7 protein-coding genes are annotated in these 12,845 nt (G+C 58.6%); 6 read left to right on the forward strand and 1 reads right to left on the reverse strand.

Translation table 11 applies throughout. From position 1 onward, the window contains the following. The first annotated feature begins 12 nt into the window (after positions 1–12). From AC2FIO_RS09550 to AC2FIO_RS09565, 4 genes are read left to right on the forward strand one after another with little or no spacing between them, the layout of a single operon-like run. Positions 13–1,542: a trimethylamine methyltransferase family protein gene (locus AC2FIO_RS09550; RefSeq protein ID WP_496697206.1), complete on the forward strand. Its 1,530-nt coding sequence runs from the start codon at positions 13–15 to the stop codon at positions 1,540–1,542. Further along, entirely contained in the window at positions 1,542–3,908 is a 2,367-nt protein-coding gene (locus AC2FIO_RS09555; protein ID WP_496697208.1) for a GcvT family protein, read from the forward strand. The genes AC2FIO_RS09550 and AC2FIO_RS09555 overlap by 1 nt, the downstream gene beginning before the upstream one ends. Next, entirely contained in the window at positions 3,905–6,283 is a 2,379-nt protein-coding gene (locus tag AC2FIO_RS09560) for a GcvT family protein (protein ID WP_496697209.1), read from the forward strand. Before AC2FIO_RS09555 ends, AC2FIO_RS09560 begins: the two co-directional genes overlap by 4 nt. Further along, positions 6,280–7,605 carry an aspartate aminotransferase family protein gene (locus tag AC2FIO_RS09565; RefSeq protein WP_496697211.1) on the forward strand — a complete coding sequence of 442 codons (1,326 nt, stop codon included), beginning with the start codon at positions 6,280–6,282 and terminating at the stop codon, positions 7,603–7,605. Before AC2FIO_RS09560 ends, AC2FIO_RS09565 begins: the two co-directional genes overlap by 4 nt. A gap of 118 nt (positions 7,606–7,723) precedes the next feature. On the opposite strand, the gene AC2FIO_RS09570 is transcribed toward AC2FIO_RS09565, so the two are convergent. Continuing rightward, on the reverse strand, positions 7,724–9,325 hold the full coding sequence (locus AC2FIO_RS09570) for a BCCT family transporter (RefSeq protein ID WP_496697213.1): 1,602 nt from the start codon (positions 9,323–9,325) through the stop codon (positions 7,724–7,726). Positions 9,326–9,580: 255 nt separating this feature from the next. Between AC2FIO_RS09570 and AC2FIO_RS09575 the strand changes: the two genes are divergently transcribed. Together AC2FIO_RS09575 and pnp are read left to right on the forward strand one after the other, a co-directional pair. Beyond that, on the forward strand, positions 9,581–10,465 hold the full coding sequence (locus AC2FIO_RS09575) for a hypothetical protein (RefSeq protein ID WP_496697215.1): 885 nt from the start codon (positions 9,581–9,583) through the stop codon (positions 10,463–10,465). A 193-nt stretch (positions 10,466–10,658) separates the two neighbouring features. After that, on the forward strand, positions 10,659–12,809 hold the full coding sequence (gene pnp, locus AC2FIO_RS09580) for a polyribonucleotide nucleotidyltransferase (protein WP_496697217.1): 2,151 nt from the start codon (positions 10,659–10,661) through the stop codon (positions 12,807–12,809). Positions 12,810–12,845: the final 36 nt, after the last annotated feature.

Raw genomic sequence — 12,845 nt, forward strand, 5'->3', positions numbered from 1 at the left:
AACGCTTTGACCATGACACGTTCGCGCTCATCTCGACGCCGCAGGGCCGCTGGATCTCGCACTCTTCCCGAGGCGCGCGCGCCGTTCATTCTGCGCAAACTTTCGACCTTCAATGTCCTCAGCGAGGCTGGCCTGCAACAGATCGAGGCCAATGCAGATACCATCCTTTCTGAAACCGGGATGGAGTTTCAGGACGACCCGGAAATCCTGAGCATTTTTGCCGATGAAGGCTGTGACGTCGACGGCTCTCGAGTTCGGTTCGCGCCGGGGTTCTGCCGCAAAACGATCATGGCAACCGCGCCAGCTCAGTTCGTTCAACATGCACGAAACCCGGCCAACAACGTTCAGCTGGGCGGCAACGCCAGCGTGCTATGCCCGGCCTGGGGTCCGCCCTTTGTGCACGATCTGGACCGCGGGCGGCGCTATGCCTCGCATCAGGACTTCGTCGATCTGGTCAAGCTGCATCACAGCCTGCCCTGGCTGCACCATTCGGGCGGCGTGGTCTGCGAACCGGTGGATTTACCGGCCAACAAACGCCATCTCGACATGCTTTATGGTCATATTCGCCACTCTGACCGCGCCTTTATGGGGGCCTTTATCGGGGCCGAACGCGCGGGCCACGCAATCGACATGGCACGGATTGTGTTCGGTGATGATTTCGTGGCGGAAAACGCCGTCCTGTATTGTGTCTCGAATACAAACGCGCCGTTGGTGATGGACAGTCACATGTCGGGCGCGTTGAAAACCTATGCCCGGGCCGGGCAACCGGTCGCTTGCACCCCCTGGGTTCTAACCGGGGCCATGTCGCCGTCCACCGTGGCAGGAACGTTGGCTCAGGTGTTGGCCGAGACCATGGCAGCGATGACGCTGACCCAACTGATAAACCCCGGGGCACCCTGCATGATGGGCAGTTTTGCCTCAACCATGTCGATGAAGTCCGGGGCACCCACTTTTGGTACGCCCGAAGCCGGGTTGATGGTTTTGGCGGCCGGTCAGCTTGCCCGCAGGCTGGGGGTGCCGCTGCACACGGTTGGCACGCTCAGCGCCTCAAAAGTTCCGGACGCCCAGAGCCAGCAAGAGGCTACATGGGGCCTTATGATGTCGATGTTCGCAGGCGCCAATCTGATCAACCACGCCACGGGATGGCTCGAAGGTGGGTTGGTGACCTCGTTCGAAAAAACGATCTTGGATCATGATCTGTGCGGCAAAGTCGGACGGTTCTTCGATGGAATCGACATGAGCGAGAACGCTCAGGCGATGGAGGCAATTGCCGCGACCGGACCGGGGCGGCATTTTCTGGGCTCTGAGCATACGCAGGCCAATTTCATGTCCGCATTGTTCCGGCCCTGGACCCCGGATGACAATTCATTCGAACAATGGCACGCGGCCGGAGAGTTGGATGCCGCAGCCCGCTCCAATGCAATCTGGAAAGAGCGGCTTGACGCATATCAAGACCCCGGCCTCGACTCCAACATCGACGCCGCGCTGCACGACTATATCGCGCAGCGTAAGGCCGAGAAGCCAGATCAGGATTACTTCTGATGAGCCGTATCTTGATCATCGGAGGTGGCGCTATTGGTCTGAGCCTGGCCTACCACCTGGCCAAACGCGGCTCGACTGACGTCACTGTTCTGGAGCGCAATCAGCTGACCTCGGGCACGTCCTGGCATGCGGCGGGGATTGTCGGCCCGCTGCGCGCAACGCCAAACATGACCCGATTGGCAATGGCCGCACTTGAGGTTTTTCCTACCCTTGAGGCCGAGACTGGCATGTCCACTGGATATCGCCAAACCTCTGGCTATTGGCTGGCCCGCGACCCTGCCCGCCTGGACGAGCTGCGCCGGATTGCGGATCTGGGCCAGACGCTGGGACTGACCCCACACATGATCGAGGCCTCGGACGTGCCCCTGTCACACCTTGATCTGAAGAACCATGTCGGCGCGCTGCATGTGCAGGAAGATGCCAATGTGAATCCGGTCGATTTGTGCATGGCATACGCCAAAGGTGCACGGGATCGTGGCGTTTCAATCCGCGAACACACCGGGGTTCAGTCCCTGCGGAAAAAGGGTCAGCGGATCACGGGTGTAACCCTGACCGATGGGACGAAACTAGACGCCGATCAGGTCGTTCTTGCCACCGGCGCTTGGTCACGTGAGCTGGCCGCCAATGTTGGCGTCGCGCTTCCGTTACAGGCGGTCGAGCACATGTATGTTGTCACCGAACCCATGCCCGACCTGCCCAACCCGTTCCCGGTAATCCGAGATCTGGACCGTGGCATCTACATCAAGGGCGATGCGGGCAAGCTTGTGATCGGCGGCTTTGAACCCAACGCCAAATGCTGGGACGCTTATGGCCCCGAAGGCGACCGACCCTTTCTTGAACTGGCTGAGGATTGGGATCAATTTGCCCCTTTCATGGAGGCCGCATTAGAGCTATGCCCCAGCCTTGAAAAGGTCGGCATTCAGCATTTCATGAATGGCCCGGAAAGCTTTACCGCGGACACAAGGCCGCTTGTTGGTGAAACCACGGTCGATGGATTGTTTGTGGCTGCGGGTATGAACTCGGTCGGGGTCATGTCTTCGGCGGGGATTGGGCGGGCGCTGGCGGATTGGATGGTCGACGGCCACCCCCCGATGGACATTTGGGAGGTCGATGTCGTCCGGGTCGACCCGCACACAGCCAGCGCCAAACATATGGCCGACCGTATGGAAGAGGCCGTCGCGGATCTTTTCGCTTTGCATTGGCCATATAAACAGCCCAACGCCGGCCGAGGTCTGCGCACCACAGCACTGCACGATTTCTGGGCTGAGGCTGGGGCGCATTTTGGCCTGACGGCCAGTTGGGAACGCGGGCTGTATTACGGACCGGCACAGCCCTATTCAACAACAGATCAGGGGTGGTGGCCGCTGGTTGAGGCCGAAGCGGCGGTCTTGGATCAGGGCACTGCGCTGATTGACCTAAGCCCGTTTACCAAACTGGAAATCACCGGGCCGGATGCTCTGAAGACATTGAACCACCTGACAACCGCGCAGATGGACGTGCCCATTGGTCGGGCTGTCTATACGCAGATACTTAACGCGCGCGGTGGGATCGAAATGGATGTGACCATCACGCGGTTGGGTAGGGATGCGTTTCATCTGACCTCAGGTGCCGCCACGCGGATGCGCGATCGGGTGTTCCTGCGCAGGCATTTGAAGGGCGATGTGTCTGTAAAGGATTTGACCGAAGCATTCTGCACAATCGGTGTAATGGGAGGTGGCAGTCGGACGCTGCTACAGGGTCTTGGCAGCCTTCCAGAAATGGCATTTGGCCATGCCGCCACCGTCAAACTGGCAGGCATTACTTGCCGCGCCACGCGCGTAAGCTTTGTCGGAGAGTTGGGCTGGGAATTGACCATGCCCAACGCTCAGGCCGCTCAACTGTTCGCTGCACTGCACGGGGCAGGCGCGCGCCCGCTGGGCCACTATGCGGTGGATGCCTGCCGGTTGGAGAAGGGCTTCAAACACTGGGGGCATGAACTTGGCCCCAAGATCACTCCGCTGGAAGCCGGTCTGGGGTTCACCATCGACTGGTCCAAGGAGTTTCAGGGCAAAGCGGCGCTGGAACAGCAAAAGTCCAACGGCTTGCAACAGCGCCTGATCCTTCTGCAGGTTCACGGCAATGCCCTGATGTTGCATGACGAACCGGTGTTCGAGAACGGCATCCATGTCGGGCTCACAACCTCGGGCGGGCGCGGGCCGCGTACGGGGCTGAACCTGTGTTTTGCCATGGTCGCGGTCCAATCGGGCGAGACGTTGACCCAGATATGCGATCGAAATTTCGCGGTTCGGGTTGCTGGGCAGGACTATCTGGCGCAGCCCTTGCGACGTCCGCCCTTTGATCCCTCAGGCGAAAGGATGCGCGCATGATCAAGGCGCAGGTTGTCATCATCGGTGGCGGCGCGATGGGCGTGTCGCTGATGTATCACCTGATCAAGGCGGGCTGGTCCGATGTTCTGCTGGTCGAGAAAAACGACCTGACCCATGGTTCGACATGGCACGCGGCGGGACTGTGCACCCATTTCGCGCATAATCCCACCATTCAGGAATTGCGCGCCACCTCTGTTCGGCTTTACCGCGATATACTTCCGCGGGAAACCGGACGCGATTGCGGCTTTCACCGCTCTGGCGCGATGCGGATTACCCGCAACCCCGACCGAATGGATGAGTTCCGCCATGTGGCCGGTCTGTCCGAATTCACCGGCTACCCGCTGGAGGTCCTGACGCCCGATCGGATCGCCGAGATCTTCCCTCTGGCCAAACTGGATGGGCTGATCGGCGGGATTTATGAACCTGATGACGGCCATGTAGACCCTACGCTGGCGACCCACGCAATGGCTGAGGTTGCCCGGCGTGGCGGGGCTCGGATCATACGCAATTGCGCAGTCACCGCGATTGAGCGTCAGCAGGATCATTGGCGGATCGAGACTGCGAAAGAGATCGTAGAAACCACCCACGTGGTCAACGCCGCAGGCACCTGGGGCTGGGAAATCGGGCAAATGATGGGACTCAACATCCCGTCTGTTCCGGTGCTGCACCAATACTTGGTGACGGACACGGTGGCGGCCGTATCGTCCCGGATCAAAGAGGGTCTGCCCGAACTGCCGATCATTCGCGACCCTGAAGAAAGCTGGTATGTGCGGCAGGAACGCGATGGGCTGATCCTGGGGCCTTATGAAAAGGACGCCAAGGTCTGGTCCGTTGATGGTGTGCCACCCGAGTTTGGCGCGAACCTGATGCCGCCGGATCTGGACAGTGTGGAACACATCATCATGGCCGCAATGGAACGAATACCGGCGCTGGAAACCGGTGGTGTAAAATCGGTGATCAACGGGCCGATTACCTTCACCCCGGATGCAAATCCATTGATCGGACCTGCACACGGGCTGGAAAACGCCTGGATTTTAACCGGCTCGTCCATGGGGGTGATGGAAGGTGGTGGCGCAGGTTGGTTCCTGGCCCATTGGATGACCCACGGCGCGCCGCCGATGGATGCGCTGGCGGTGGACTCGCGCCGCTTTGGGTCCTGGGCAGATCGTGATTATCGGGTTGCCAAAGCCGTCGAGTGTTTCGGCCTGCAATTCGGCGTGCACTATCCGCATGAGGAACGGCCCGCAGGGCGCGGCCTGCGGCTGTCCCCGCTGCACGACCTGATGGTCAAACGTGGCGCGGTGATGGGCGCGGTTTATGGGTGGGAGCGTCCAAATTGGTTCTCAAACACGCCCGGAGCAATCGCCGATGAAACTTTCCGCCGCGCCAATTGGTTCGAACCCGTGGCGCAAGAGGTCGAGGCCGCGCACAATCGCGTCGCCATGGCCGACTTGTCGGTGTTTTCGAAATTCGACGTCACCGGCCCCGATGTCGCGGCCTTCCTACAAGCATTGGGCGCGAACCGCGCGATCCCGCCGGGCCGGATCGGCCTGACCCATGCGCTGACCCCTGCAGGCGGCGTATTGTCGGAATTCACCGTCACCCGCTTGGCCGAGGATCACGCCTATCTGACCAGCGCCGCCGCGGCCGAGCAGATCGATCATGATCTTCTGACACAGGTTGCCAAAGGCTTTGACGTCACCATCCGAAACGTCTCTGAGAATCTGGCAGTTATCGGCGTCATGGGGCCCAAATCCGCCGATGTGTTGCCTGAGTTGAACCATTTGCCATGGCTCACCGCGCAAGAGATCCATGTAGCGGGGTTTCCCCTGCGCGCCTTGCGAGTGTCCTATCTGGGCGAATGCGGTTGGGAACTGCACGTGGCTAAAGAACATGCCGTGCAACTTTTCATGACGCTTGAAGAGATCGCCAAACCTCATGGTCTGGAATTCTACGGGGCCTATGCTGCAAACTCCATGCGTCTTGAAAAAGGCTATCGCGGTTGGGGCAGTGATCTGACGACCGAACGCAGCCCATTTGAGGCAGGTCTGACCCCATTTGTCCGCAAGGACCTACGCGACGAACTAGCAAGGGACAACGCATGGGAAATGGTGCTGATTGAGGTCGACGCCGGTGAGATAGATCCGTTCTGCGCGCACACGGTCTGGAAAGACGGTCTGCCTGTCGGCATCGCCACCTCGGGTGCCTATGGCCACCGGACCGGTAAGGTTCTGGCTTTGGCCTATCTGCGCGACCCGACTGCGCGAGACGGGCTGACCATCTCAATACTGGGCCAGCATCGTGCGGCAACGATCCTGCCTGAGGCCCCCTTTGACCCCGAAAACTCACGCCCGAAAACCGGAGGTTCCAAATGACCAACCATCCCCTTCATACCGACTGGGACTTCTCGAACACCGCCGCGCGACGGGACCAGTACTATGCCGCCTCGCTGACGCGGTTCACGCCGTTTCGCGAACCGATCGTTTTCAAGAAAGGTCAGGGCCAATACCTTTGGGATACGGAGGGGCGGAAATACACCGATCTGCTGGGCATGAATGTCTGTATCTCGGTCGGGCACTCGCATCCGCGCGTGGTGGCGGCGGCAACAGCACAGGCGCAGGAACTGACCCATTGCACGACAATGTTCTACCACCCGACACCTGCGCATCTGGCCGAAGAATTGGCTGCGACGATGCCCAAAGGAAATGACTGGGTGGTGCATCTGACCAACTCCGGATCCGAAGCGGTTGATCTGGCGATGACCATGGCGCGCACTTACACAGGCAATCTGGATTTACTTGCGCTGCGTACCGCCTATCACGGACCAACGGCAGCAGCGCAGTCGATCACCGGCATCTCGGGCTGGCGCCACCCGGGCATGCCCGGCAACGTGGCCTTTGTGCCCGAACCCAATCAATACCGCGGCATCTTTGGACCTGGAACCCAGCCCTATCTGGATGAGATCGATCGCACCATTGCAACAGCCACATCCGGCAAGGTGGCAGGTATCTTTGTGGAAAGCGTGCAGGGTTATGGTGGCATCATCGAAATGCCGCCCGGCTATATGTCCGGTGCCGCCGAGCGCGTGCGCGCGGCAGGAGGTCTTTATATCGCGGACGAGGTTCAATCGGGCTTTGGCCGCACTGGCGAAAATTTCTGGGGGTTCGAGGCGGACGGCGTCGTTCCCGACATTGTGGTCATGGCAAAGGGTCTGGGAAATGGCTTTCCGATTGGTGCAGTTGTGGCCAAGAAGCATATCGCCGAACCCATGGCAGAGAGGTTTATGTTCCACACCTATGGTGCCAACCCGACCTCGGCGGCGGCAGCCCGTGCGGTTCTTGCCGTCATGCGGGACGAAGGGTTGCAGGAAAACGCCCGCGTAGTGGGGACCGCCTTGCTGGAAAGGTTGCACGGCTTGAAAGACAAGTATCACGTCATCGGCGATGTTCGCGGGAAGGGCCTGATGCTTGCGCTGGAGTTCGTCAAAGACCGGGACAGCAAGACGCCTGACAAGGACATGACGACAGAGGTTTTCGAAGCCTGCCGCGCACAAGGGATTATCCTGTCCAAATCCGGTCCGTTTCAACAGTGCCTGCGGATGGTGCCACCACTTTGTTTGTCGCTCGACGATGTGGATCAGGTGGCGAACAGTCTTGATCAGGCGCTCGAAACTGCCGTGAATGTCGACAAAGCATAAGCGACAGGGCCACAGATTCGTGCCATTTGGCCTCGAAGTTTCCGGGCTTTTTTGGTTGTCCAGTGACAAAAAAGCGCCCGCCAAAAGGCGGACGCCAAAAGGTTCTCAGATCAAGAACCTACATCTTGGCCCGTTCTGATTTCAGCGCCAGCCACAAGCAGTAGCACATGACTAGAACCACCAGCGTGAACGGGATACCGGTCGAGACCGCAGCGCCTTGCAGGGCGGAAAGACCGCCGCCAAGCAACAGTGCAATCGCGACCAGACCCTCAAGCGTGCACCAGAACACCCGCTGCACAACCGGGGCGTCCATCTTGCCACCCGCAGTAATGGTGTCGATCACCAGTGAACCGGAATCCGACGAGGTGACGAAGAAAATCACGATCAGGACCAGCGCGATTGGCGCTACAATGCCATAAAGGGGCAGTTCCTTGAGGAAGCCAAACAATGCGCCCTCAGGTGCGTAGCTGTCGATCACCGTTGCACGCACACCTTCGGCACCGCCTGCGTTCAGCATGTCGATTGCAGCACCACCGAATGTCGACATCCACAGGGCACAGACTGCCGTCGGTGCCAGAAGGGCGCAGAGAATGAACTCGCGCACTGTGCGACCCTTCGAGATGCGAGCGATGAACATGCCCACAAAAGGTGACCATGCGATCCACCAAGCCCAGTAGAAGGTTGTCCAGCCGTGGAAATAGCTGGTGTCTTCACGTCCGAACGGGTTGGACAATGCCGGCAGGTGCCACACGTAGTCCTTCATCACGTTGAAATACCGTGCGAAAGCAGTGCCGACGCCGGTAACAACGATCACGAAGACAAACAGACCAACGGCCATGATCATGTTGATTTCACTCAACCGTTTGACGCCAGCATCCATCCCCATCAGGACCGAACCCAACGCAATCAACGTGATACCGATAATCAGCAGAACTGTGACGGTTGGGCTGGGTTCGATACCGAACACCTCATTCAACCCTGCCGCAACCTGCTGCGCGCCAAGACCCAGCGAGGTGGTCAGGCCAAAGAGCGTCGCAAACACAGCCAAGGTATCAATGATATGGCCCCACCAACCCCAGACGCGTTCGCCCAGGATCGGGTAGAAGGCTGAACGCAAGGTCAGGGGCAGATCAAGGTTATAGGCAAATATGGCCAGGCTTAGACCAACAGCGGCATAGACCGCCCACCCTTCCAGCCCCCAGTGATGGATTGTACCGACAACTCCAGCATATTCATTGCCCGGAACAGCGATGTCGATGCCCAGTGGCACCGCGTTGCCGTCTTCGGCAAAATTGTAATAGACGGGCTCCATCACTCCAAAGAACAACAGCCCGATGCCGATACCAGCCGCGAACATCATCGCAATCCATCCGGCATAGGAATAGTCGGGCTTTGCGTCCTTGCCACCGATCCGCACCTTGCCAACCGGCAACACGATCAGAACAAGACAGAACAACGTGATTGCGTCGACCGACAGGACCAGGAACCAGTCAAACGTGCTGGTTAGCCATGGTCGTAGCCAGCCAAACAGTGCCGCGGTACCTTCTTGGTTGGCCAAAGCGATCAGAACGAACGCGAAGATCAGGATACTCGAGATCAAAAAGACCGGGTTGTGGATGTCCAGACCGAATGGCCGGACGTTGTCTTGCCCAAGCTCGTATTCGGTCTCGAAGTCATAAATCCGGGGGTCCGGATCCAGCATTTTCTTGGTTTGTGCCATTCGTCTGCCCTTCTGTTCGCTAAATGCAAACGCCAAGGTATTCGACCAGCGGACGGAAACGAGATTTTGTCCCTTGGCGTTTCTCCGTCAATTCGACCGCGGGCTTCGTGATAACAGCTTACACTGACGACATAATTTCACCAAACGCATTCCTGTTAGCGAATGCAATTGCGTTGCACTCACCCCTTGCAAACCAATCGCCTTCAGGTAGTTTTCGCGCTTTGATACTTTCGCTATATTAACAGGCCCTGCCCTATGACGCTTATCTTCAACTCTCTTCTACTGTCGATGCGGGTGATGCTGCACATGATCGTCCCCGTTCTTGTGATTAGCCTCGCCTCAGTTGTTGTTTGGACGGTTCTGGGTATTTTCACCCTCGGGATGGCCAATTACATTAGCGGACCGGTCACAACCGCATTTTTCACCCTTTTCGGAATTCGCACAGCGCTTGCGCTGAAAGGGGATAAGCGACACACGGATTACAGGGCCATGGCCCTGTATTCGGTAATGTACGGGTTGTTTTTTGCTGCTGTACTATGGGTTCTGAAACTGATTGTGGCTGTATCGGGCATTGCATATGCCCTGTGGCAGATCGGGGAACCGATATCTTGGGCCGCTTTCCAGAACGTTCCCAAGCCGGCTCTGGGCGCTTTTGGCCTGCTTGCCGGAGGTAGCAGTCTGATCGTGATGTGCTTTGTATGGGCTGCGTTCTACGCGATCATGGCCGTACCGATAGCCAGAGCCGCACAATCCGCCGGGCGCCGTGCGCCGAGCCACGCCTTCTTCAATGGGCTGGGGCGTAGTTTCATACCGCTGTTCTGCGTCTTCTTCGTTTCGATCTTCCTGCAGCTCTATTTTGGCTTCTACACAGCTTTCTACGCCCTGCTTCCGATCCTTATGTCGGTAGTCTCGATCCTGACGGCACAGAGTTTGCCAAATTTCGATCTTGAGATCATTCTTAGGGGAGCCGCCGCAGGTGGGGCTTTGCTATGGCTGAATTCGTGGCTCTGGTCAGTGTGTGCTCTGGCGTTTTTGAAATTCGAAGGGGATGACACAGTAGCCGTGACTGCCCCGTCCCCGGATCTGGAAACAGCAACGGATTTGCGGGCGTTGCGAAAGTCGCGCGAGCGTTCTTTCTGAATTCCGGCGGGAACCCTGCTGTAAGCGAGACCTCTTTCAATCCGCCCCAATCTCATGTATGCGCGCGGTATCTGAGACGTTGTGCCCTGATCCCGGCACTCAGACGAAAGCTAAAATGGGATCGGCGGCAATGGGGTCGCCATGCAAACGGGAGACCCGCAGGGGCGGGAGTGCTCCCATCTAGGATACGCATATGTTTGATGTAACGAAAAAATCTATGCAGTGGGGCGAAGAGACGCTCACACTGGAAACCGGCAAAGTTGCCCGTCAGGCTGACGGCAGCGTGATCGCGACACTGGGCGAAACCAGCGTCATGGCGAACGTGACCTTTGCGCGGGCGCAAAAACCGGGTCAGGACTTTTTCCCTCTGACCGTCCATTATCAGGAAAAATACTATGCCGCCGGCAAAGTTCCGGGTGGCTTCTTCAAGCGCGAGGCGCGCCCGACCGAAAAAGAGACACTGACTGCGCGTCTGATCGACCGTCCGATCCGCCCGCTGTTCGTTGACGGCTTCAAAAACGAAGTTCTGGTGATGTGCACCGTGCTGTCCCACGATCTGGTCAACGACCCCGACATGGTTGCGATGATCGCTGCCTCGGCCGCGCTGACTATTTCCGGCGCGCCGTTCATGGGTCCAATCGCCGGTGCCCGCGTTGGTTTTGAGGACGGTGAATACGTTCTGAACCCGACCGTTGACGACATGCAGGACCTGCGCCTGAACCCTGAACAGCGTCTGGATCTGGTTGTTGCCGGCACCAAAGACGCCGTGATGATGGTTGAGTCGGAAGCCTATGAGCTGTCCGAGGCCGAAATGCTGGGTGCGGTCAAATTCGCACATGAGCAGATTCAGCCGGTCATCGACCTGATCATCGCGCTGGCCGAAGACGCCGCGAAAGAGCCGTTCGACTTCCAGGCGCCCGACTATTCCGAGCTGTCCGCCGCTGTCAAAGCTGCCGGTGAAGAGCAGATGCGCGCCGCCTTCGCAATCACCGACAAGCAAGAGCGCACCGCCGCTGTTGCTGCTGCCCGTGACGCGATCAAAGCAGCGCTGACCGAAGAGCAGCTGGAAGACGGCAACCTCGGTTCGGCAATGAAAAAGCTGGAAGCTGGCATTCTGCGCGGCGACGTTGTCAAAGGCGGCAAGCGGATCGACGGTCGTTCGACCACCGATATCCGTGGAATCGTTGCAGAAACCTCGATGCTGCCCCGGACCCACGGTTCCGCCCTGTTCACCCGTGGTGAAACGCAGGCGCTGGCCGTGACCACGCTGGGTACCGGTGACGATGAACAGTTCATCGACGCGCTGCATGGCAACTTCAAATCGAACTTCCTGCTGCACTACAACTTCCCTCCGTATTCGGTTGGTGAAGTTGGCCGCGTGGGTGGCCCGGGCCGCCGCGAAATCGGCCACGGCAAGCTGGCATGGCGCGCCCTGCAGGCAGTTCTGCCTGCGGCAACCGACTTCCCCTACACGATCCGTATCGTGTCGGAGATCACTGAATCCAACGGCTCCAGCTCGATGGCGTCGGTCTGTGGCGGCTCGCTGTCGATGATGGATGCGGGTGTTCCGCTAAAAGCACCGGTTGCCGGTGTGGCCATGGGTCTGATCCTGGAAGACGACGGCGATTACGCCATCCTGTCGGACATTCTGGGCGACGAAGACCACCTGGGCGACATGGACTTCAAAGTGGCAGGTACCGAAAACGGCATCACCTCGCTGCAGATGGACATCAAGGTCGCGGGCATCACACCCGAGATCATGGAGAAAGCCCTGGCACAAGCCAAGGACGGCCGGATGCACATCCTGGGTGAGATGGGCAAAGCCCTGTCCGAGACCAACGATTTCTCGGTCCACGCCCCGCGCATCGAGACCATGAACATCCCGACCGACAAGATCCGTGAAGTGATCGGTTCGGGCGGTAAGGTGATCCGCGAAATCGTCGAAGTGTCGGGTGCCAAGGTCGACATCAACGACGAGGGCGTGATCAAGATCGCCTCGCCAGATGGTGAATCGATCAAGAAGGCCTATGAGATGATCCACTCGATCGTCGCTGAGCCGGAAGAAGGTCAGGTCTACACTGGTAAAGTCGTGAAGATCGTCGACTTCGGCGCCTTCGTGAACTTCTTTGGCAAGCGCGACGGACTGGTGCACGTGTCCCAGATCGAAAACCGCCGCCTGAACCATCCGTCGGACGTTCTGAAGGAAGGTCAGGAAGTGAAAGTTAAGCTGCTGGGCTTTGACGACCGCGGCAAGGTCCGCCTGTCGATGAAAGTTGTCGATCAGGAAACTGGCGAAGAAATCGTTCCCGAGAAGAAAGAAAAGAAAGAGGAAAGCGCAGAGTAATCTGCCCCTCTTTGAATGCAGAAAGGCCCCGGTGAT

Source organism: Ruegeria sp. CDSB086 (assembly GCF_059611065.1).